This window comes from Chryseobacterium ginsengisoli, assembly GCF_039542325.1.
Classification (GTDB): domain Bacteria; phylum Bacteroidota; class Bacteroidia; order Flavobacteriales; family Weeksellaceae; genus Chryseobacterium; species Chryseobacterium ginsengisoli.
This window is the reverse complement of sequence record NZ_BAABHX010000001.1, coordinates 542,215-565,471: the sequence shown is the minus strand read 5'-3', so window position 1 is coordinate 565,471 and position 23,257 is coordinate 542,215. Positions and strand designations below refer to the sequence as shown.

The following is a 23,257-nucleotide window of genomic DNA, read 5'->3' as shown; positions in this document are numbered from 1 at the left end:
TTAGTTATATAGATTCTTTCTGAACCATCTGTCTGCAAAATTGAAACCAACTTTTAAGTTAATATAATTTTGATTGATCAGATTATTTTTAAGAGTTCCTCTTTTTCCAACTTCTAATCCAAGTTCTAAACCACTCATCCTTGTTATACTACTTGTTTTGAACGGAAGAAGAACTCCGGCAGAAACTCCGAATTTATTAATATTCTGTCCTGCAAGTTGAAGATTTCCTTTTTCATAGAAAGCTCCATACCTGTAAACAATCCTTGAAAAGTAACTTCTGAAATTGTTATAGTTTGGCAAATACCAACCTCCGGCAGAAATTCTGTAAGAATCCTGAAGATCTAATGTATTCCCGAAATAAGCAATACTTTCTCCTTTTTTATAATCTCCCTGAACAGATAAGAACCATTTGTTTTCTTCACCATAACCTACACCGACTGATGCCTGTAATGGTAAAAGATTTTTAGAACTTGTATTTTTTTGATCAATAATACTTTCATTATTTTTTACAGTCCCTGAACTATCATAGAAATATGTACTATTTACATAATTAGTAGTCATATTACTTGTGTTTCCGAAAGTAGTAGTAGCTCCAATCGTTAGTTTTCTGTCTGTACTTGTATTTAAGTTTTGATAGCTTGCTCCTAACGTAAAGTTGAAGTTATGAACACTGTTTTTAGTTTCGTATCCATTAATCAACTCAGCATTTGTGTATGCCAATTCATTCAGGTCGTAAAGATTTCCGAAATAATAATTCGCTCTTGCTCCCACTGCAAACTTCTCATTGACTTTATATCCTAAAGCAATTTGAGCAGTATTTAATGTTCCGCTTCCTTTAAATCTGTTGGCTCCTATTACAGTTACATTTCCTGATGCATCAGTTGTAGTTATTGGATGTAAGATTTCATAACTTTTTGAGCTGTAAGGTTGATAGGAAAGTCCCATTTTCAACTTTGGAGACAAAGGAAATGCTAATGCGATGTTTGATAAATACGTAGAATGTTTAGTAGACTTCGTACTATTATAATCTGTTTTGAAGTAATTGTTTTCGTTGCTAGCTTCCAGTTTTATACTTGTAAGCTCGAAATTGGCATTGTTCGCAGGGTTTGCGAAGTTAAAATTACCGGTAAAATCACTTATATAAGCGGTTGATATACCTCCCATTGAGGAAGTTTCGATCGTATTATCATATTTTACATCTCCAATTCCATATGTTGCATAGGGTGAGTTACTTATATTCTGTGCATTTAGGAAATACCCAACTGATATGAATGATAGTACAAAGATTTTTTTCATTCTTTATTTTTAAAACAATGCGCAAATATCTTAAATATTAATGAATTGTAAAAATTATAAGAGGTTAAAGTTTGTTAAGGGGTATGAATAGTGATAATAATGGCGAACAGTGAGTCGTCAATTCGCTTTGCCTGTGAATTTTTTAATGTAGAATTTTAAATTATATTGCTAAAATTCACAATTCACCCACAAAACAAAATTCATTTGCTGTGTAAAATTCACGTTCGACAAATTTACAATTTTCATATCTTTGAGCCATGAATTGGGAGAACATTGCCGGACAGGAAAATCTGAAAAAACTTCTCAGAGACAGTATCGCCGAAAACAGAGTGAGCCACGCCCAGCTTTTCGTAGGAAAGGAAGGGTATGGAACATTGCCGATGGTTCTTGCGTATGCAAAAGAAGTTCTTCATGGTGAAAATGAGCATGCCGCTTCGAAGGTTGAGCATCTGAATCACCTTGATTTACATTTCAGTTTTCCGGTTTTTACGGATAATAAAAATTCTTTAAGTAAGAATAAATTTGAAGAATTTCGTGAAATGATCATGAATTCTCCTTATTCAAGCTATGACGACTGGACGGCTTTTCTGGAGTCGGAAAATAAACAGCTTTTTATTTCTGCAGATGAAATTGATGACCAGAATCAAAAATTTTCATTAAAAAGTTTCGAAGGCGGAACAAAAATTTTAATTGTCTGGAGAGCTGATAAAATGAATATTGCCGCATCTAATAAATTCCTTAAATTTTTAGAAGAACCTCCTGCAAAAACAATTATTTTATTGACTGCAGAATCTTCCAACGATATTCTTCCGACAATTCTTTCGAGAACTCAGATTGTGGAAGTTCCTAGAATTAATGATGAAGATATTGAAGTTTATCTCAAAAAGAATTTTAATGTTTCTGACGATAAATTAAAAGAAATCATTCACGAAGCTCAGGGTGATTTGAATGATGCCATTAAATTATTACAATCCGGAAGTAAGAATGAGGAATTTGAAAAATTATTTATTCAGTGGGTTCGTGATGCTTTTATGGTGAAAAAGAAGCCTGGTTTTCTTAAAAATATTATTCTTTGGGCAAGAGAAATTGCAGGTTGGAACCGTGAAAAACAGAAAAACTTTTTAAATTATTGTTCAGAAATTTTCAGATTGGCTTTGCTGCAGAATTATCAGTCGGAGAGTTTGGTATATAAAAAGATCGATGCAAATGGTTTTAATTGGCTTGGCTTCTCAAAATTCATCAGTGGTGCAAATATTGAAAGTATTTTGGAAGAAATCAGTACCGCCGATTTACATTTGACCCGGAACGGAAACCCTAAAATTGTATGGACGGATCTAGGCATAAAATTATCAAGATATATTCATAAGAATTCATAATAGAAACTCCGGCAATTTTGTCGGAGTTTTTTAATATTAATGAATCATAACATTAAATTTTCATATCCATTTTTCAGAAATTTGTTTCTTCACGCATGATTTCGGTGAAAAATTCATTTTTATTCTATTGAAAAAATACGGAATCTATAATGATTATTAATTTTTTAAATAAAATATAATCAACTAGTTATCAGGTTTTTAAATAATTAAATATTAAAAATAAATTAAAAAATCAATCAATCGTTTGATTTGTCAAAAATCCGATGTAAATTTGCACCAGAAAAAATGAGAGTATTAAAATGATTTCAAAAGAAGAGAATATATTGTTTGCTGCCGAAGTGCTTTTCGCTGAAAAAGGCTTCGAAGGAACTTCCACAAGGGAGATCGCAAAAGCAGCAAATGTGAATATTTCTATGATATCTTACTATTTTGGTTCAAAGGAAAAACTTTATGAAAAGTTAGTAGAATATAGAATGAATGAAGGACAGTTTTTCTCAAAAGACATTATTGAGAGAACTGATATTAATGACTGGGAAAAAGTAGAAAAGATAGTAGATCAGTTTGCAGGTAAAGTAAGACATCACAAGTGTTTTTACAGAATCATGCAGAGAGAGCAGCTTCATGCAGAAAATCCTCAGATCGTGGAGTTTCTAAAGGAGACCAAAATGGGATTCCTTACCATGTACTCAAAAATTTTGGAAAGCGGATTAGAGAAAGGAATTTTTACTAAAAATCCTCCGATCTATCTGCTTCATTCAACAGTAAGCGGAACATTATTTTATGCATCCAATGCAAAGGAAATGTACAAGGAATTCCTGAACGATACTGAAGAAGATGAAGTTTTTGACGAAAAATATTACACAGAACTTAATAAACATATTAAATATTTACTAAAAGACCTTCTTGGTTATGAAGAAAATAAATAACTCAGTCCTTGCGTTGGCTCTATTCGTAGGGATTGCAAACGCAAATGCTCAGGAGAAAAAAGCACTCACTCTTGATGAAGCTGTGCAGTTGGGTATCCAAAACAGCAAAAATCTGAAGATCGATGCAGCGAAGATCGAAGAAGCTACAGCTGATCTTTTGGAAGCAAAGAACAGACAACTTCCGGAATTGAAAGTTTCAGGGAGCTATATGTATCTTCCGATAAAACCGAATATTGATCTGAAACTTTCGACTGGATCAGGTTCAGGAGCAGCAAGTCCGACAGTACATCAGGTTGCTTATGGATCGGCTAATCTAAGCGTTCCTATTTACAACGGTGGAAAAATAAAATACGGAATCGAATCTGCAAAATATTTAGTTGAAGCTTCAAAACTAAGTACAGAAAACGATAAGATCGCGATCGCCTATAATGTTGCTCAGGCTTATAATAATTTATTTAAAGCCAATCAGTCTATCAAAGTTTTAGAAGAAAATCTTACTGCTTCTCAAAAAAGAGATGAGACTTTCCTTAAGCTTGAAAATAATGGAGTAATTGCAAGAAACGACCGTTTAAAAGCAAATCTTCAGACTTCAAATATCGAATTGCAATTATTGGAAGCAAAAAATAATTACAATATTGCCAACATCAATATGGATTTGTTATTAGGAATCCCTGAAACTACGGAAATTGAAGTCGATCAAAATTATATCGAAGAAGGTTCAGATGTAAAAGCGGTTGATTTTTATGTAAATGAAGCTAAAGAAAATCGTAAAGATCTTCAGGCTTTGGATAAACAAAGACAAGCGGCTGCATTGGGAACAAAGTCTGCAAAAGCTGAAAATCTTCCTTCGATTGCATTCACTGGAGGTTATGTAGCGGCAGATATTCCTAAATTTTTAACAGTTTATAATGCTGTAAACGTAGGAGTTGGAATTTCTTACAATTTATCGAATATTTGGAAAGAAAATTCTTCTTTGAAGCAGTCACAGGCAAGAGAAATGCAATTAACGGCAACCAATGAATTGCTGAATGACAATATCAAGCTTGATGTTAACAGAGAATATCAAAATACAGATTACTCTAAAAAGAGAATTTCTGTTTTCGAGAAAACGGCAGAACAGGCTAATGAAAACTACAGAATCACAAAAAATAAATATGACAACGGTCTTGCAACCATGACGGAATTATTGGATGCAGATGCGGCTCAGATTTCAGCAAACGTTGGTGTAATTAATGCAAAAGCAGACGCAGCGTTGGCTTACAGAAAACTATTACAGACTACAGGAACTTTAACAATTAAATAAAATTAAGAACTATACCAACAATGGAAAATAATACTACACAAGCGACTGAACCTAAAAAGAAAAAAAGTTTAGTTTTCCCGATAATTTTAGCGGTTGTTTTGATCGGTGGAGGAATCTACGGTTATAGAACATACTCTTACGGGCAGGTTCATGAGGAAACGGATGATGCTCAGATTGCTTCAAATCTTGCTCCGGTTATCTCTAAAATTTCAGGGTATGTAACTCAAGTGAAGGTAAAAGACAACCAGTTAGTAAAAAAAGGAGATACCTTAGTTATTTTGGATAACCGAGATCAGACAATGGCTCTTCAGCAAGCTCAGGCTGCGTTATCTACAGCTAAAAGCAATATTTCTAATGCAGAAGCTACAACAACGGCAACTTCAAAAAATATCGGATCTTCTCAGGCTGCAGTAACAACTGCAAATGCACAGATCGAAGCTGCAAAAGTAAATGTTTGGAAAACAGCTCAGGATCTTAAAAGATATTCTGTATTGGTAAAAGACCATTCTATTACAGAGCAACAATATGAGCAGGCATTGGCTGCAAAACAAACTGCAGACAGACAGCTTCAGGTTTTAGTTGACCAGAAAAATCAGATTGCTCAGCAAACAGGTATCGCATCTTCTCAAACGGCTGCAAGTTCTCAACAAATCAGTGTTGCAGGATCGGTTGCTAAACAAAGAGAAGTGGATGTGGAAAATGCAAAATTAAACTTATCATATACTGTAATCGTTGCTCCTGAAGATGGATATGTTGGAAAAGTTCCAATTCAGGCAGGACAATATTTGCAGGCTGGCTCTCAGTTATTTTCTTTAGTTAAAAACGATCAGAAGTGGGTTGTGGCAAACTTCAAAGAAACTCAGGTTGACAAAATGATTGAAGGACAGAAAGTAAAAATCGAGATCGATGCCTTCCCGGACAGAGAATTTGATGGAGTTGTAAGCTCTTTCTCTCCTGCAACTGGTGCTACGTTTTCAATCCTTCCTCCGGATAACGCGAGTGGTAACTTCGTAAAAGTTGTTCAGAGACTTCCTGTAAAAATCGATTTTGTAAATCTAGACAAAGACGTTGCAAAAAGATTAAGAACAGGAATGAACGTGAAAGCAGAAGTTTCATTGAAATAATATATAAGTGAATTGTCAATTTTGAAGAGGAAAGTCGGTTTGTAAGATGAAGAATGAAGTGAGACTGACGATGAGGTTGATGCCGGATTGCAGATGAAATCAATTGAATGTGGAAATGAAGTAGTAAAATTACCATGAAGTTGATAACGGTTATGCAGAAGAAATCAATGTTGAAGGGGAAATGGATTAGTAAAGTTGATGATGAAATTGATACCGGTTTTGCAGATGAAAAATAATGAAGATGTGAAATGCTGCGGATAAAATTGACAATGGAGATGATAAAATTTGACAATTCACTTTTTTAAAATTAAGAAATTTAGAGATTCGGAAAATATTGATGTCGATAAAATTATTTAAACTTAAAAATTAAATAATTATAAGGATTAAAAAATAGTAACCGAAAAGTTTCTGACTCTTAATCTCAGTTTTAATGCAGAAGTTTTAATGAAGAATAAGTTAGTTCGTAAAAAACATATTCTGATTTATAAATTTCTGAATCTCAAAATCTCTTGATTTTCCAAAAAATATTAAAAAAACTATGCAAGATTCATTAGTAGAATATGGAGCCCGAAGAGTAATCATCACGATTACGGCAATTCTTTGTGCTCTACTTGAAATTGTAGACTCCACGATCGTAAATGTTGCCTTGAACGAGATGAAGGGGAATCTTGGAGCTACACTTTCTGAAGTCGGCTGGGTGATCACAGCGTACGCGATCGGTAACGTAATTGTTGTACCGATGACGAGCTGGCTGTCTCAACAGTTCGGACGAAGAAACTATTTCGCAGCTTCTATCATTATATTTACCATATTTTCCTTCCTGTGCGGAAACGCTACAAATATTTGGGAACTGGTATTTTTCAGATTGATGCAGGGAATCGGTGGAGGAGCCTTATTGGTAACTTCGCAGACAATTATTACCGAATCTTATCCGGTTGAAAAAAGAAGTATGGCTCAGGCAATTTATGGTCTTGGGGTAATTATTGGTCCTACATTAGGTCCGCCTCTTGGAGGATATATTGTTGATAATTTCAGCTGGCCATATATTTTCTATATTAATATTCCTATCGGGATTGCAGCGACTTTGATGACACTTCAGTTCGTGAAAAGTCCAAAATATGCAGAAAAGCGTAAAGCTTCGGATGTCGATTGGGTCGGGATTGGATTATTGGCAGTAACTGTAGGTTCATTACAATATATCTTGGAGAGAGGTCATGAAGAAGACTGGTTTGCAAGTGGATGGATTGTACTCTTTACAGTATCAGCAATTTTAGGATTTATATTATTCCTCTGGCGAGAGCTTACCTTCAAATATCCGATTGTAGAATTAAGGGTTTTGAAAAACAGTAATCTGAGGATCGGTACAGTCATGTCCTTTGTATTAGGATTTGGTTTGTATGGTTCTACATTTATTGTTCCGTTGTATACTCAAAGTATTTTGGGATGGACGGCTTTTCAGTCAGGAGCTTTGATGATTCCGGCTGCATTAACGACAGCTTTCATGATGCCGATTATCGGAAGACTGCTTTCAAAAGGGGCAAAACAACAGATTTTGGTATCTTTAGGATTACTGGTATTCTTTATATATAGTTTCTGGGGATATAAAATCCTGACACCGGATACAAGCAAAGAAGCCTTTTTCTGGATGTTGATGGTAAGAGGAGCGGGTCTTGGATTATTATTTATCCCAATCACTTCATTGTCACTGAGTACATTGAAAGGTCAGGAAATCGGACAGGGAGCAGCTTTTACAGGGATGATGAGACAGCTTGGAGGTTCTTTCGGGATTGCAGCAATTACTACATTTATTGCCAATGCAGGTCAGAAATACAGGCTCAGTTTGATTTCCCATCTGGATTCCAATGATTTTAATGTTCAGCAAAGACTGAATGCTTTAAAAGCAAGCTTCACAGCAAAAGGAATGACTCCTGATGCAGCCACGAATGCCGCTTATAAAATGCTTGATCTATCAGTAACGAAACAGGCAACGGTACTTTCTTATATGGATGTTTTCCTTTATTTGGGGATCGCGTTTCTTATCTGTATACCGTTTATCTTATTAGTAAAAGAACGAAAAAGCAAAGAAAAAATAGATTTGAGTGGTGTACACTAAATTTTTCCTACTATAACAACAAAAACCTCCGCGATTGTGGAGGTTTTTTTATGTCTAAAATGAATGTTGTTATTTTTATACTGTTATTCCGACGATATGAAGAATACTGTTTTTTTTATGAGAGATGCTTCGAGAACCTCATCATGAAAATCAATAAAAATATCTTGTTTACTAATTTAGTTAGTATTAGAGCTGTCATGCTGAGCTTGTCGAAGCATTTAATTATTCCTAAATATTAGAAATTTAAGTTTAATAATTTTACATATTTAATTCTTTTTTTAATAAAGGATATACTTTAAAAAGAGCTATTGTAGCCGGAACAGTCTGAAGAAATGCCAAAATGTATGCTTTAGAAGTTAATGTCAAAACAATTCCAGCACCTGTTGCTGAAAAACAAACTAAAGATATCAAAGCATAACCGACAGCTTTATTTTTATTAATATAAAACAGTCCTGCAATACCACCCAAAGCAAAAAACAGATTGTAAAATCCCTGATTGATAAATAGTTTTTTCAGAACCAGTGCATGCATGGAAAAATCTAAGCTCTTTGGCGGATTATTAAACATTTCGAGTAGAATATTGTAAACGAAAGGCTGCATCCAGAAGATGGCTTCCAAAACAAAAAACATAAAGAAATCGAAAATTACAAAAATGACCAGTGCTTTTGTAAAGCGGTTGAAAGTTACATTCATGATTAAAAAATTTAGAATGTAAAGGTTCATTATTGTAAGATAAATTACAATCAGGGTTAAAATTATCCTATACTGATAATTTTCGCAGTATGGAATTAAATATATTTACAGCTATATTTGTATCCTAAATGATTGAAAAATGTATGAAAAAAAGATACCTAAAGATTTAAGTTGTGGTTTAAATATAGCCATAGAAGTTATCGGCGGAAAATGGAAAGCCAATTTATTAGCGAATATCAATAAAGGAATGAAACGTCCCTCAGAATTGCATAAATCTATTCCGCAGGCTTCTGCAAGAGTTTTGAACCAGCAATTAGCCGAATTGGAATTTCATGGTATTGTCACCAAGAAAATTTTTAATGTTCTGCCTCCAAAAGTTGAATATTCATTAACGGATGGCGGAGAAAGTGTCTTAGAAGTTTTATATGCGATGAAAAGCTGGGGTGAAAGTTATAAGGAAACTTTTCATAGCTTGATAAAACCTTAGATTTTGTAGGCAGATTTTATCGTATTAATTAAAAAGTATTTTTAAACTTAAATTATCTGTTAAATATCACAGCCAGACTATCATTGCTCATTTCAATTTCCCGGTAGATTTTATTAAGCTTACCATCGCTTATTTTGGATGGGATTTTTTTAATATTTGAGTTTCCCTTTTCAGAGAGCAATTGACTAAAATTAAACTTTTGGATTGCATTCTTTGTATAAAACAGCTTAAAAGTTCCGCCTGTTTCAATAGATATTTTCTTTAATTGAATAGTATCGATAGGTTCGGCTTTTAATTTTTGATACTGAAATTCTCCTTTAGAGTCTATAGAAATTGGCATTATTGTAAAATCCTTTGGAGTGATCATTACAGTGTTGATCTTAATATTGTTTTTTATGGCATCCTGAACCGCGATTTCCAAAGGATAAGATTTTGTAGATTCTTTTCCATCAGAAAATAAGATCATTGATTTGTTTCCTGATTCCTTACTTATCGAACGTATTCCATTTAATATAACATTAGAGAAAACCGTTCCGGGATGGAGCTGCATAATTCCTGCATCAAGGTTGTTAATTGCCGATAATAATTGATTTTTATCCTTTGTTAAAGGGCAAAGGATATAAGAATTTTTAGCAAAAACGACTATTGAGAAAGCCTGATTTTCTTTCTTCTGATCAATGATATTTTTAATTACATTTTTAATGACTGTGATTCTGTTAGGTTCAAAATCTTTGGCGATCATGCTTAATGAGTTATCAACAAGCAAGGCAATGTTTTCTTGTGGAAGTTGTTGAGGTTTTTTAGGAGGAGTAATGTTTGTGTCTGCTTTGTTGCAACTTACAATTAAAACCAGAAATAACATTGAAAGATATTTCATAATATACATTGAGTTTATGGTTATAAAGCTCTAAAAGTACTAATTTTTTAATTAAATAGATATAATTGTTGAGATATGAAAGGGTTTTTGGAGAATCTAAGCATCATTGTCTCACATTAAATGCAAAAAGCCTGTCCATGAAAGAACAGGCTTACAATAACTGACTAAATTAAGGATAAAAACACTTGCCGGAACCACCCGGCTTCCTAATAATTTTATATGGACATTTGTATTTTTAAGAGTAATGAAAAATGAGGGGAAATTTCATTACTTCGCATTGCCTAGTAGCAAAATGATTAATTGTTGATATAAGACGCATTGAATGACAGGGAAATTTGAGTCATTCGCATATTAACACCCGATACAGTGCCATTATTCTTTGATCTGATCATTCTTACTTCTACGGTATGACTGCCTGCAGACAGAGATTTGACTGTACTGAATGTAAATGACGCGCAACTTCCTGTCTCTTCTTTTTCCTGAGTAGTAAGATATACATCAGTAGGAGCATTGTCGATGAACAATCTTGCCTCATAATAGCCATGTCCTCCTCCAGAAGGAAAAGCTGAATAATCTATTCCCAACATCAGATTAATGAATACCGCCTTGCCTCCCGCCGGAATGGTAAAAGATTTTAAAGTTTCCGGGAAACCAGTATATCCTAAATCATTAACATCAATAGACGGTCTTGTAGTTCTGTTATAAGATCCTACAACAGAAACTAAACCAGGCGTGATCACTCCGCGAGTCGGGATTGTAACGACAGTACCATTAGAATCCACACCTAGACGTTGTGCTATTGCAGCAGCAGGAGTTGCAGCAGTCAGGTTTGAAAATTTTAATCCACTTGTATTGGATATTCCTGAGTTAAGTTCAAATTTTTCATTAGGAACTGTTATTCCTATTCCAAGACCTCCCGAAGAAGACACTGCAAAGTCATTAAGCTGTTGTGCTATGGTCGGGATGCCGGATGCGTTGTTGTCTTTTGCTCCATCCACGTGAAAAGCTGTCTGAGGATTAGTAGTATTAATTCCCATTTGTGCAGACAATGTATTGATAGCTAAAAAGCCTGCCAGTAATAGATACTTTTTCATACATTGTTAGTTTAAATAAGAGGAATTAAATGATATTGAAATAGGGATAAGTCCATTTACAGTTCCTACCGGAGAACCATTATCAAACGTTCTTACCATTCTGATATCGAGTGTGTGAGCACCTGCCGTCAGTTCTGTTATAGTATTTAAAGTATATTGAAGTTGCTGCCCTCCTATGTAAGCGGTATTCGTAGAATTTCTCGCTTGAGGTTCCTGTGTAGTAAGAAAGACATTGGTGGCTACATTGTCAATATATAGTGTAGCTTTGAAATATCCGGCTCCAGTTCCGTCAGTGGTTGTAAAATCGAGTCCCAACATAAAGTTAATAAACACAACTCTATTACTTCCGGCAGGAATAGTAATCGTTTGCTCTGTTCCCGGAACTATAGTCTCTAAAAGTGCTGGTGGACCTGTAACGTTAAAAGCCGTGAATGTTGTAGGAGCTACCTCTGTAGTCGTCACGCTTACAGGTGTAGGATTGGGATAAGTTACAATATTTCCCAAGAGATCAACACCAATAGCTTGTCCGGTTGCATTCGATACAGGGCTTGCAGTGGTAAGATTGGTTAGTCTAAGTCCACTTGTGTTAGCAGCACCTGAATTAATCTCCATTTTTGATGCAGGAGTTGTTGTTCCTATTCCTACATTTCCGCTGCTTGTCACTACAAAATCGTTAACTTGTTGAGCAGCGTTAGGAGCACCTGTACTGTTATTATCTTTTGCTCCGTCAACATGAAATATTCCCTGCGGATTAGTAGTGTTTACACCCACCTGTGCAAACGAAGCACTGAAGGTAACCAAAGAGCAGATTAAAATAAGCTTTTTTTTCATTGTTCTAAATTTTTGTTAGGCTTGACATTGGAGCAAAAGTAGAATGAAGCCTGTCTCAAAAAAAGAAATACCCTTTTCGTTTTTCGAAAACGGAAAGGGTTTTATTTGTAATATTTTGATTATTAATGTTTTGTTTTTGTGTTAAAATGTTATAATAAATCTTATTACAGTGATTATTTTCGTTGTTTTCCGAATGTGAAAAGAACGATCGGGTTTTTAAACCTATATTTTTGCTCTTTGATAAGCTGAAAAATAGATAATGAATACAATATAAGTAGGCAAAAAATTTCAGCTACTTATGCATATCAAATGTTGACTCTTCGATAGAAAAGTGACGTAGAGTGGTTTTGAGAAAATATACTTTTGAAAACAATAAAAGCACCCAAATCGGATGCTTTTATTTTAAAAAACTAATAATAACCATGACTACCACAAATAAAAGGGTAATCAAATATCTTAATCTAAATGATTGTTATTTTCTGTAATCTGTAAAAGGTTATATTTCTTCAGCTTATCGAATGTTTTTCTCCATGTCCTTTGTGCTGTACAGTAATTTTACCGCCTACGGTACATTGGCAAGTGCTTTCTTCCGTTAATATTTTATGGTCGTTTAAGGTGTCTTTTTCCGTCGTTTTATCCCACTTTATAATTGCGGGACTGCACGTACTTCGTGTAACCGTACAGACTCCAAAATTTGGAATATTAGTTTCTGCCTGTTTATCCTTTTCTGTTGCAATGAGCTTATCTTCTGCCTTACTGAAAATCTGGCTTGTTACTTTCAGCTGTGATGGTTTTGCTCCTTTATCACAGAGTAATATTGCTTTTTCGGTGAGTTTTTGTGGCATTGTTTTTTTTTTACATTATCCTTTTCCACCAAGGGAGTGATTTGTGAAACGCTTCCCATTCTGCTTTAGTATAAGCCCTGCCTTCATAAATCTGATAAGTACCCTCAGGGACTTTGCTGCCTTCTGTGTAAATTGCTCCTAATTCTGGTTTTTGATAATCACCTTTTTCCTCAGGAGAAGCGAGAAAAGAAAATGATTTGTTCTTTTCATTAGGGTTACCTTTTTGTTCAGGATTATAACCTTTAGGTATTAAATATTTACCATTAACTTGCTCAGTAATAATGCTTCCATCTATCCCACTTATTTCTAAATAAATCCATTCATTTTTCTTGTTTAAAAACTTCACTTGATAAAAGGGAACATTCGTTTGATAGTAAAGAAATTTTGAAGTATAACCAGTCCATCTAGTAACATAGAAGTTTACTGCTTCTGAACTTCTGTAATCATTTACCAAACCTATCCCAAACTCATGTTGTATTTTTGCGATTAAATCACCTACTGAAAACTTATAAGGTTCATCATAATTTATTTCATTAATTAATTTTCCATATTCATCATATTCTTTATTGTGACCTATTGGAAAGCCATAAAATCTAACAACTTTAGCTTTTAATAGTGTATTTTTATGGTAATATTTATATTCTTCATATGGAGAGTCTATTTGTTGTATTTGTTCTGTATATCCTTCTTTTCCAAAATAAATTGTTACCCAATTTTTATCTTTTATATAGCGCTTATGGTTTATATTGCTATTTTCTTTATCAAGCTTCCAGTCATTATATCTATTTTCATGAAAATATTCCATAGTATCTTTTTTAAAATTTTTAATCGTAATTGTATCTTTTTTTTCTTGTCCTTTGCAATTTATCATCATTAAAGAAAAAATTGCAATCGTTATTATATTTCTCATTTTACATTTTTTTTCATGATTTTCCATTGCCAATGCCAAGTACTTATTTTTTCATTACTTGGATGTCCAGATGAAGCGTCCGCATAGGCCATTATATTAGTTGTTTCGTATTTTTGATAAATAAAATGTATATCGGGTTTTCTATCTCCATCATCATGTGTATGATATAAGCCTAAACCATGTAATCCTTCATGATTTAAAGTATTATCATTTCTTATCCTAAATAATGCGACATTTTTTGTGCCAATTTTAGCAACTTGTCCTAATGTACCACTATAGCCACCAGTTGGGTATATCCTCATATCATAAGGAGTGTCACCAAAAGCGAATACAAGAAAATGCGTTGAATATTTAGCGGTATTTCCAGGTTGATTTAGAAATCTCGTTTTGAGGTCGGTATATATTCCAGCATAATCTTCATTTAGTTTTGCGTCAGTAGTATTTGTATGCTGACCATTGGCTGCTCTTATTGGATCTTGTACTGCTTTTTCATAAATAAATTTACCGTAGATTGTTCTTCCTGCAACTGTTTTTAATTTATAATCATCAATACCTGTCAAATCTAATGAACCTCCATTATCAGTATATTCTTCTACATTACCGTGAATTAATGCCTGATGTAAGGCTTGACTTAAATGGTCTTTTTCTTGAGTAGCACCCGTAATATTGAAGCCTCCTATTAACTCACTTACTCCGTCAATATTTGTTTTAACAGGAATTAATACAAATTGCAATTCCTTTCTATTCTTAACAGCAGGTTTTTTACCTACTTTAGGCGTATTTTTATTAGGTTCTAACACAATTCTGCCCGCTACTTTACGCAAGGTAAGCTGTTCGGCAGGGGTTTTTAGAAGAGAATCCTTAGGATAGGCATAAACGGTAATCTCTTGCCTTGTAGAAAATTCTTTGATGCACTTTATTTTTATAGTTGTACCTGTGTCGTGTTTGGTGGCAATTGCTTTATCGGCTATTAGTACAGGATTGGCATCGGTTCCATCATTACCATTTATGGTAAAATAATCTTTGCTAAAAACAATACGTATCTGGTCTGGTTCTTCTGTTTCTACGTCTACCAAAACTCTCAATTCCATTTCACAAGGGGGCTTAGGAGACGTACTACAAGCAATGTTTACTGCTTCTGGATATAAATTGAGCCAAGGAACGTAGTATTTTTTCAGGTTTGGATTACTGGCTCTGTTTATAGGGATTTGCAAATATTCTTTTTCCAATGCTTTAAATGCTTCAGCCTTACTATCAAATTCGGTATTGGTATCCCTTCCATTGGGAGCTTCATAGCCACTTTCCAAGCAATCATAGTAAGGAGTTTCCTGTCCTGTGATATTATCATCAATTCTTAGCCAATCATACCCAACTTCCCCATTCCAACTGGTTAAAGGTCTGAATTCTACCAGTGTATTTGTTATTTTATCTGCTGGTTTTTTCTTTTGAGGAGTAGGCTTATTAGTAAAGCTATTCCCAGTAGCACCGTGCATTTCTGCTACTTCCATACTGTTTATCGTTGTGAGTTTATCCGAATGTACCAACATTTTTTCTGTTCCATGTGTCGTAACTTCTTCGGCTTCTATATGAATGGTTTCTTTGGAATTGATGAGAGCCTTACCGCTAAATAAATTCATAAATCCACTAATTACCTGTTTCATAAAAGGAGCAAATACGAAGAACTGAGACATGATATTTAAAATCATGTTGTTAGAAACATTTGCTTCCACATTATTAAAAGCATTAATTTCTATGTTTGTTGCATTGATAATTAATTTTTGAGGCACGTTTAATGTAGCATTTCCTTGTCCATCAAAATGAAGGAAATTTCCATCGGGAGTACTTTGTTTCCAGCTTCCTTCTGCATCATTGCTGAGGTTTTCGATTCCGCTTCTTGTTCTAATAACTTTTATATCATTTCCTGCCGTATGATAACCGCTGGTTTCTTTTCCATTATAATGCGTTCCCATCACAAAAGGCTTCTCTGCATTTCCAGATTCATGACCGACTAAAACTTCTTCTCCGATCTCGGGAATAAAATGAAAACCTTTTCCTGCTCCGGAGTGGGGTTGTATCAACCTGATCCATGGCGTTGTCTGGTTTTTCTCCTCCTGCCACGGGAACTGTACTTTTACTCTTCCCATTCCCATCGGATCGTTGTTGTCTATTACTCTCGCGGGTTGCTCTTCACCTTTAGGTACAGCTTCAATGTCTATATAAGATGCTGCATTGAAAAGATCAGGAATTCCTACAAATTCATTATAATAATCTTCACCATCATAGTGATGCGTGATCTCGATAATTCGGTAAGTTTCCATTGCTTTCCTGTTGATGTCCGAAAGTTCAGCTCTTCCTCCGATCTTTAATTCAGGGTCTTTGCTTTTTCCTCTTACCTGCATCAGGTTTTCTCTTCTTTCTTTTTCCAGACGAACAGCTTCTGAAAGCTGTGCTTCAGAATTATTATTGATTCCGGTATGGTTGAAGTGCATTTTTGGTTTCTTCCTGAATATCTTTCCGGCAGAATTCACTGCAATACTCTGAAACGGACTTTCTTTAAATTCTGATTTTATACTGCCGCTGTCTTTTTCTATTTTAGTTCCGCTTTGAGCATCGTAACTTACAAAAGTGAAATCCTGAGCCTGCATCTGCATTTCAAATTCTACATCGATGAGGTCTACATTTTCTCCCAGCTTGATGATGGGCTGGACACTGTTTCCAAATATTAACTTTTCTCCGTTGTAATAGAAAAATTCTCCGTGACGAATCGCCAGTCTTTTGATGAACTGATAATCGGATTCTTTATACTGAACGGTGTAGGGAAGGGGTTTTCTGTTGTAGTCGTTCAAATAGTTAGATGAAATTTCTACCTTGGCTTCCTTTGGATATTCTTCCGTAATTTCTTTTACGATCTGTTCCAGTGTTTTATCTTCAAAGCTTTGGCAGTCTTTTCCGCTTTCCAGTAAAATGCTTGGTGCATATCCTGTAATATATAGCTCTCCATATCCACCGCCTTCATCTTTTTTGTTGCGTATTTTCCCGATAATGCCTCTGAAATAATGACGGGGTTTACCGAAGCGCCAATAGGTGATCCCGATTTCCTGACCGAGAAGTTTTTTAGAATTTTCCATTACAAAACCCTGAAAACTGTCCAGCGCATCATCAGGAACAGTAATACAGAAAGTATCATGATCTGCTGTTTTTTGAACAAGTTTTACTTCGTAGCTGTTTTTCCGGATAAAATCTTTGCCGTCTAAAGTCAACAGGCAATACACTAAGGGATTGGTGGGGTCATGAAGCCAGTCTTCAAACCTGCGGAAGTTACCAAATACATTTGAAAGGTTCTGATCTTGATTATGGGGAGAATAGTCTGTGATTCCCGGATAGGAATCCTCGTTAAAATTTTTTGTCATAATTTGATGTGTTTTGTTAGACAAGTTTAAGCAATTTTTATTTATTCACAATACAATGATGTTATTTTTTTTACGCAAAGCAATCAATGTCAGTTGCAAAACCCTTCGTATTCTGTAGTTTTTGAGAATAAAAAAAGAAAGGCACGAGCAAAAGTCAATTCGTATTAGAGGTACCGCTAAGAACCCAATATCCCAGAAAGACTCCGCCCGTGCCAATATGAAACACGGGCGTAAGTCTATCATTTTTTAGGGATATTTCAGAAGATTAGCGGTTTTCTAATACCTAAATGATAGCTTACGCTTTTTTCGTTAAAATTTAGATGGCTAAAGTATAAAAATATTTATACAAAACAAAAAATATGTTCACATAGGGTTTAAATAAGTAATAATATATTCTCAAAGAGATGACTTTATCGCCTGTTGATTTTTTTAGAATGATTTTTTGTAATTTTTGTTTATGAGCGAAAAAAATTATCATTTTACATTATTTGTGTTTAAATCTTACATAGGAAAAAAGTCCTTAAATGTTTGTGAAATAACACGCGATTTTCAGTCGTTTTTTGCACTTTTTCATAGGGGTTTTCTTCGGGTTTTGTTCGGGTCATCTTCGGGTCAGTTTCGGAAAAAAAAATGTTCTGCCGAAGAGCTTCCGAAGAAGGGTAGAAGAAGACTTGATGATGGTTAAAAATATTAACTATAATAAAACAATAAAAAAGCATGCAGAGGTCATTTAACTGAAAGAAAATTTATACTAACTTGTTAAAACAATTTTTTTATGAAAAATACTGTGCTTATCCTTAGTAGTTTTTGTTTGTTTTCCGGATGAAAAAAACAAAATGTTGAAAATGATATAGCAAATAGCTATAGTTATGACGTATCCGGTGATCCTCATTCTCTTATAAAAGAATTAATAAAACAGTAATTTTTAGATATAGAGTTTGTAAAAAGCACCTTATCAAAAAACATTAAATGAAAATAGAAATTGCAATATTGTTACTGGTATTAAGCATGATCTCATGTAAAAAGAAAATGATTCATGAAGAACCAATTTCAAACGATACATTAAGTATCAAAAAAGATAGTATTAAATTACAAAATGCTTCAAATGGATATATCTACAAACCTATTGATACAGCAACGGAATGTTATTACAGCATTAATGATGATGAAAATATTCTTATAGATTTCAAAAAAGATACTCTTATAACAGATAAAGGAGAGTTTTCTATTCATCAGGTTCTGGACGATGAGAAATCTTATATTTATCATATCTATAATCATAAAAATGAACAGATAGCAATAATTTTGGAAGATATGGATACCGATGATAAGCTTGAATTTTACATAAAAAATTCTTATGTTAAAAGTGAAAAAGATTGGTATTACCTTTACAGAACAGATGGAGGTAATTTGGTGAATTTGGGACTGTCTAAAGAAAAAATAGATTTTCTGAAAAAGTATAAGGTAATAAAATAGATTATGAAGAAAACAATGCTGTTAATTTTGGCTGGAATAGGAGTATTGATGGGTTTTTATTATTTTGTTATTCAGATGAATAATCAAAAAGATGAAGACTACAAAACAGTTTGTAAGTGCAGAAATAATGGGATATTTATTAAACGTGATATAGCCTTTTTCACGCTGAATAGTAATAATATTGCGCTTCTTTTTCATAATGAAAGAATAAATTATTCAAAAAAATCGTCTTATGGAAAAGGATTTGTCATATCTGTGGAAATTCCGATAAATAGAAGCTCGACAGATACACTTTACTTTGAAGATGGCAGAAAAGTTTTAAAAATGTATGATTTTGTTGTTGATACATTGATCGTTAATAAAAAGCAGGGAATTATCTGTGATTTAAAAGAAGTAACTATAAACGGCAAAAAACAATATGCCAGAGATCTTATTATTTTGGATTAATATACAATAGTTTCAAAATCTATATCTTTACAGCCTAAAAATTAATAACCAAACAAAAAATTACTCATGCAACCTAGATTGCCTTTCCATTTCGATATGGAAACTGCGGATCCCGATGATTCTATGACTTTAGCTATTTTAGCAACACATCCGAAAGTAAATCTGGTAAGTGTTTCCATACATCCGGGTGGAACAGACCAAATTGGTTTTGTACGCCATGTTTTACGAATTCTTGACAGAGAAGATGTGCGTATCGGAGCCGGAACTCCCAAATCTACAGCCAGCCGTGTTTCCGGTTTTTACCGTGATTGGGTCGGAAAATTTGAGCATTCGGAAGCAGACGATACCGCTGCAAACATTATGGCAGAAACATTGCTTCAATTCCCTGATTGCACTTTATTGACAGGAGCCGCACTTACGAATCCACACGCTTTATTTGAAACAGGAATTTTCTTTGACCGTTGGTTTTGTCAGGGAGGTTTTGCAGGAGACAATATTGTCCCGCAAGAATACCGTCTGGAAAAATTCGACGGAAAGCGTACTTGCGCAACTTTTAATCTGAACGGGAATCCACTTGCTGCCGAAGCGCTGTTTTCGATTCCGATGAAAGAAAGGCGAATGATCAGTAAAAATGTATGCCACGGTGCGATTTTCACCAAAGCAGATGCCGAGTTGCTTATTCCATTTCGAAGCCATAATAAAGGACTTAGCCTGTTTCTGGATGCAGTAGAGTTAAAAGAAAAAGCACTTCATGACACCGTAGCAGCTTTATTGGCAATCGATCCTTCGAAAGCACTTTGGGCAGAAGTAATTCCCTATAGAAAAAAAGGTGAATGGGGCTGTATAGAAGCAAAAGATTTTCCGGAGCAGCATTCATCATTGATTACGACCTACATTCCCGATATAATCGATCTTTGGATGGTGATCAAGCCTTAATTGCAATTGTATATCATATCCATCAGCTCAAAGAAAGTAAAAGTAAGATGCTGATTTTTTTTGCTTTCAAAAATAAAAACATACCACATAGTTGTGAAATTACTATTAATTTCTTTATCAACTATTTGATGATCCATTAGAAAAATATATTTTTGCAGCCCACAACATGAATCACAGATAATGATCGTGTTGTTTTTATAAAAAACTAAAACCTAAATTGAAAATTAATTCGATCATGAAAATCAAAAAGACTACATCTTATTTCATTAATTCATCAATACCAATTGTTTCCAACAATTTAAAATAATAGTAAGCCTTTAGAATTTCTAGAGCCACAAGTCATGTTTAATGAATATGACATATTTTATTATTTTCTCAAATCAACCGAAAAATTTAGAGGTGCTGAAAGGAATTCTATGCTTTTATCAATGATGATGTTACATTATTTATCAGAAAAATACTTTTAAAATCAATGTTAATGTATTGATCATTATTCATGTTTTTATATGAATTAATCTGATTTTTTAAAAGTAATCATATTTTATGGAGTTCAGAAACCATCCAAACGAAGCGGAACCGAAAAGCTAAATGAGTAGGAAAAATATTATTAAACCTTAAACATGAAGAGAATTATTTTATTAAAAACTATGAAAAAACTCTATTTTTTACTCTTATTCCTTATTTCAATTTCTACATTTGCACAAACGTATAGTTATACAACATACAATACTTCAAATTCTGCAATAGGGAGCAATTATATTGCTGATATTAAAACTGATGCAAACGGATTGTTATGGATTGCCACTTACAATGGTATTTCAACTTTCAACGGGACAACTTTTACCAATTATAATACCACGAATTCTGGCATTGCTTCTAATTCAACTCTAAAAATTGAAATTGACGGGTTGGGCAGAAAATGGATTGCGTCTCAATTCAACGGAATCATCTTGTATAACGGAACAACATGGACAAATTACACAACTGCCAATTCGGGACTTCCAAATAATGAAATCTTTGATATAGCTGTTGATGGACAAAATAATCTTTGGGTTTCAACGGCTGCAGGACTTACCAGATTCAACGGGACGACCTGGACCACTTATAATGCATTAACAAACATCAACTCTATAGCAATCGATAGTAATAATGGTATTTGGGTGACGAATAATTCTGTGTTGTATAAATTTAATGGGACTGATTATAATTTCGTAGCACAGGGAGCTCAAAAAATATTGAGAATTGCCAATAATATCATTTATGTAAAAGGTTCTGACAGTTTAATGACTTTAACAACAAGCGGAACTAATATTACATTCACTTATCAAAGTAACTCTTGTCTGGCAGGATATCAGCTTAATGCTTTGGATGTTGACAGCAACAGCAAAGTATGGATCGGATTTAATGGACAGGGTGTACAAAATTTTACGAATTGTACAACTTATACTAAATTAAATACAAATTCAGGTTTACCCGATAATTATTTTAGCGCAATTAGAACGCCAAGTTCAGGAACTATCTGGTTGGGAACATTGCAGCTTGGTTTGGTGAAAATGGCGCCACAACAAGTAGTTTCCGGGTGTTGGCAAAAAATAGCGGGGGGAGCTTATCATAATCTAGCCATAAAAAGCAATGGAACACTATGGGCTTGGGGCAATAATGCCGATGGAGCTTTGGGAGATGGCACAGCAAATAATAAAAGTGTACCTACCCAAATAGGAAATGCATCCAATTGGAAATATATTACTGCAGGATACAGTTCATCATTCGCTATAAAAACCGATGGAACATTATGGGGTTGGGGTATAAATGAATATGGATCTATAGGTGATGGTACAACAATAAAGAAGTATGTGCCTACTCAAATTGGTATAGCAACTAATTGGAAAACAATTTCGGATTATGGTAATCATTCTGTCGCAGTAAAAGAAGATGGAACCTTGTGGGCTTGGGGATATAATGGCTATGGACAACTGGGTGATGGAACTACTGTAAATAAAAATCAGCCCATTCAGATAGGAACTGCAAACAATTGGGAAAGTGTTTCAACAGGTGCTTTTCATACCATGGCTGTAAAGACAGATGGAACTTTATGGGGTTGGGGATATAATCTTTCTGGACAATTAGGTTTTAGCGGATTCGTCCAATATCTTCCCGTTCAGGTTGGTTCAGCTAATAACTGGAAAAGTATAAACTGTGGAGGTAGTCATACACTTGCTATAAAAACAGATGGCACTCTTTGGGCTTGGGGGGGTAATAGCAGTGGGCAGTTAGGAAATGGTAATAACTCAACATCATTTTCTCCGATACAAATAGGTACAGCTAACAATTGGAAAAGTGTCGAAGCAGGACCGGATTACAGTTCAGCTATAAAAACGGATGGCACCATTTGGTCATGGGGATATAATGCTTATGGTCAATTGGGTCTCGGAACAACTGCAACTACTCTTAATCCGACAAAAGTAGGGACGACCAATGATTGGGATCAAATTTCTACCAATGGTTATCATGCTATTGCACTAAAAATTGACGGAAATTTATGGGCGTGGGGAGACAATGAAGTTGGTGAATTAGGAAATGGAAATACAGGCGTTAATACAAATACACCAATACCTATAGCTTGTCAAAATTTAGATGTAGTTAATTTTGAAAAAAATGATATTATAACAACTGTTTATCCAAATCCTGTTAATAGAGAGCTAAATATTTCATCTGATCAAAAGATTGTTTCTGTAACTATTTACAATATGGTAGGACAACAGATGCTTACTAAAGTTATCAATGATAATAAAGGAACGGTAGATGTTTCTGCTTTGTCATCAGGAGTTTATGTAGTTAAAATAAACGCTGCTAAAGATATTGTAAAAACAGTAAAAGTAATCAAACGATAAGTATTGGAAAAAAAGCCTCTAAGGTAAACCGCATTATAGTGATGAGGTTATAAATGAATAACAATCAGCGTGTACGGATATTTGTACACGCTGATTTATTTTTAAAAACAAATCTTATCTTCATTTAACCTTAATTATTAAATATTTATTAAAATCCAGGAAGAATAAAAAAGAATACGGAGATTCTACGCTCCGTATTCCGTTACCGTGACCTCATCAATT

General features: G+C 34.2%; 18 protein-coding genes. 10 read left to right on the top strand and 8 right to left on the bottom strand.

Annotated elements, in window-relative coordinates; genetic code table 11:
- On the bottom strand, positions 1-1,296 hold the full coding sequence (bamG, locus tag ABD940_RS02595; protein ID WP_345200126.1) for a BamG family beta-barrel-assembly machinery protein: 1,296 nt from the start codon (positions 1,294-1,296) through the stop codon (positions 1-3).
- A gap of 257 nt (positions 1,297-1,553) precedes the next feature.
- Here bamG and ABD940_RS02590 point away from each other — a divergent pair, with 257 nt between their 5' ends.
- The 5 genes from ABD940_RS02590 (at position 1,554) to ABD940_RS02570 (ending at position 8,138) form a co-directional block, all read left to right on the top strand.
- Positions 1,554-2,672: a DNA polymerase III subunit gene (locus ABD940_RS02590; protein ID WP_345200124.1), complete on the top strand. Its 1,119-nt coding sequence runs from the start codon at positions 1,554-1,556 to the stop codon at positions 2,670-2,672.
- 299 nt (positions 2,673-2,971) lie between these two features.
- Entirely contained in the window at positions 2,972-3,598 is a 627-nt protein-coding gene (locus tag ABD940_RS02585) for a TetR/AcrR family transcriptional regulator (protein WP_345200123.1), read from the top strand.
- The gene (locus ABD940_RS02580; RefSeq protein ID WP_345200122.1) at positions 3,582-4,901 is read left to right on the top strand and encodes a TolC family protein; all 1,320 of its coding nucleotides are present in this window, start codon (positions 3,582-3,584) and stop codon (positions 4,899-4,901) included. Before ABD940_RS02585 ends, ABD940_RS02580 begins: the two co-directional genes overlap by 17 nt.
- 20 nt (positions 4,902-4,921) lie before the next feature.
- Entirely contained in the window at positions 4,922-6,025 is a 1,104-nt protein-coding gene (locus tag ABD940_RS02575; RefSeq protein ID WP_345200120.1) for an HlyD family secretion protein, read from the top strand.
- 538 nt (positions 6,026-6,563) lie between these two features.
- Positions 6,564-8,138, top strand: coding sequence for a DHA2 family efflux MFS transporter permease subunit (locus tag ABD940_RS02570; protein WP_345200119.1), 1,575 nt, complete (start codon positions 6,564-6,566; stop codon positions 8,136-8,138).
- 258 nt (positions 8,139-8,396) lie between these two features.
- Here ABD940_RS02570 and ABD940_RS02565 read toward each other — a convergent pair whose 3' ends face one another.
- Positions 8,397-8,831 carry a DUF1304 family protein gene (locus ABD940_RS02565; RefSeq protein WP_345200118.1) on the bottom strand — a complete coding sequence of 145 codons (435 nt, stop codon included), beginning with the start codon at positions 8,829-8,831 and terminating at the stop codon, positions 8,397-8,399.
- Positions 8,832-8,970: 139 nt separating this feature from the next.
- Between ABD940_RS02565 and ABD940_RS02560 the strand changes: the two genes are divergently transcribed.
- Entirely contained in the window at positions 8,971-9,318 is a 348-nt protein-coding gene (locus tag ABD940_RS02560; protein WP_345200116.1) for a winged helix-turn-helix transcriptional regulator, read from the top strand.
- Positions 9,319-9,370: 52 nt separating this feature from the next.
- Here the strand turns inward: ABD940_RS02560 and ABD940_RS02555 are convergent, their stop codons facing one another.
- The 6 genes from ABD940_RS02555 to ABD940_RS02530 form a co-directional block, all read right to left on the bottom strand.
- A complete protein-coding gene (locus ABD940_RS02555) occupies positions 9,371-10,195 on the bottom strand; it encodes a vWA domain-containing protein (RefSeq protein WP_345200115.1) in 825 nt (274 codons plus the stop codon).
- Positions 10,196-10,491: 296 nt separating this feature from the next.
- The gene (locus ABD940_RS02550) at positions 10,492-11,289 is read right to left on the bottom strand and encodes a hypothetical protein (RefSeq protein ID WP_345200113.1); all 798 of its coding nucleotides are present in this window, start codon (positions 11,287-11,289) and stop codon (positions 10,492-10,494) included.
- 6 nt (positions 11,290-11,295) lie between these two features.
- Positions 11,296-12,120: a hypothetical protein gene (locus ABD940_RS02545; RefSeq protein WP_345200112.1), complete on the bottom strand. Its 825-nt coding sequence runs from the start codon at positions 12,118-12,120 to the stop codon at positions 11,296-11,298.
- A gap of 506 nt (positions 12,121-12,626) precedes the next feature.
- A complete protein-coding gene (locus ABD940_RS02540) occupies positions 12,627-12,965 on the bottom strand; it encodes a DUF4280 domain-containing protein (protein ID WP_345200111.1) in 339 nt (112 codons plus the stop codon).
- A 10-nt stretch (positions 12,966-12,975) separates the two neighbouring features.
- On the bottom strand, positions 12,976-13,875 hold the full coding sequence (locus ABD940_RS02535) for a hypothetical protein (protein ID WP_345200110.1): 900 nt from the start codon (positions 13,873-13,875) through the stop codon (positions 12,976-12,978).
- Positions 13,872-17,285 carry a contractile injection system protein, VgrG/Pvc8 family gene (locus ABD940_RS02530; protein WP_345200108.1) on the bottom strand — a complete coding sequence of 1,138 codons (3,414 nt, stop codon included), beginning with the start codon at positions 17,283-17,285 and terminating at the stop codon, positions 13,872-13,874. The genes ABD940_RS02535 and ABD940_RS02530 overlap by 4 nt, the downstream gene beginning before the upstream one ends.
- Positions 17,286-18,254: 969 nt before the next feature.
- Between ABD940_RS02530 and ABD940_RS02525 the strand changes: the two genes are divergently transcribed.
- From ABD940_RS02525 to ABD940_RS02510, 4 genes are all read left to right on the top strand, one after another.
- Positions 18,255-18,761: a hypothetical protein gene (locus ABD940_RS02525; RefSeq protein ID WP_345200107.1), complete on the top strand. Its 507-nt coding sequence runs from the start codon at positions 18,255-18,257 to the stop codon at positions 18,759-18,761.
- 3 nt (positions 18,762-18,764) lie between these two features.
- Entirely contained in the window at positions 18,765-19,208 is a 444-nt protein-coding gene (locus tag ABD940_RS02520) for a hypothetical protein (RefSeq protein WP_345200106.1), read from the top strand.
- 66 nt (positions 19,209-19,274) lie between these two features.
- The gene (locus ABD940_RS02515) at positions 19,275-20,144 is read left to right on the top strand and encodes a nucleoside hydrolase (RefSeq protein ID WP_345200105.1); all 870 of its coding nucleotides are present in this window, start codon (positions 19,275-19,277) and stop codon (positions 20,142-20,144) included.
- Positions 20,145-20,791: 647 nt separating this feature from the next.
- A complete protein-coding gene (locus ABD940_RS02510) occupies positions 20,792-23,035 on the top strand; it encodes an RCC1 domain-containing protein (RefSeq protein WP_345200104.1) in 2,244 nt (747 codons plus the stop codon).
- Positions 23,036-23,257 lie beyond the last annotated feature (222 nt).